Origin of the sequence: Liquorilactobacillus vini DSM 20605, from assembly GCF_000255495.1 — a bacterium.
Classification (GTDB): domain Bacteria; phylum Bacillota; class Bacilli; order Lactobacillales; family Lactobacillaceae; genus Liquorilactobacillus; species Liquorilactobacillus vini.
Genome location: NZ_AHYZ01000158.1, coordinates 1 through 311, shown reverse-complemented (window position 1 = coordinate 311; position 311 = coordinate 1). Strand labels below are relative to the sequence as shown.

Annotated in this window: 1 rRNA gene; it reads right to left on the bottom strand. The window is 42.1% G+C overall.

Annotated elements, in window-relative coordinates:
* Nucleotides 1–201, bottom strand: a 16S ribosomal RNA gene (locus ON15_RS08810); the annotation flags it as partial.
* Nucleotides 202–311 lie beyond the last annotated feature (110 nt).

Sequence of the window (311 nt, the reverse complement as noted above, 5' to 3'; positions counted from 1 at the left end):
CGGTTTTGATGGTTATGCGGTATTAGCACCTGTTTCCAAGTGTTATCCCCCACTTTAAGGCAGGTTACCCACGTGTTACTCACCCGTTCGCCACTCAACTTTTTAAAAGATGCAAGCATCAAATAAAAAGTCTCGTTCGACTTGCATGTATTAGGCACGCCGCCAGCGTTCGTCCTGAGCCAGGATCAAACTCTCATTTTAAAGTTTGTGACTCAAATTTATTACTAGCGAATTGACTTCGCAAATGTTGTCCTTTTTCAAGGCCCTGCACATTTGTTTATCGAAACTTTGTTCAGTTTTCAAAGGTCTAC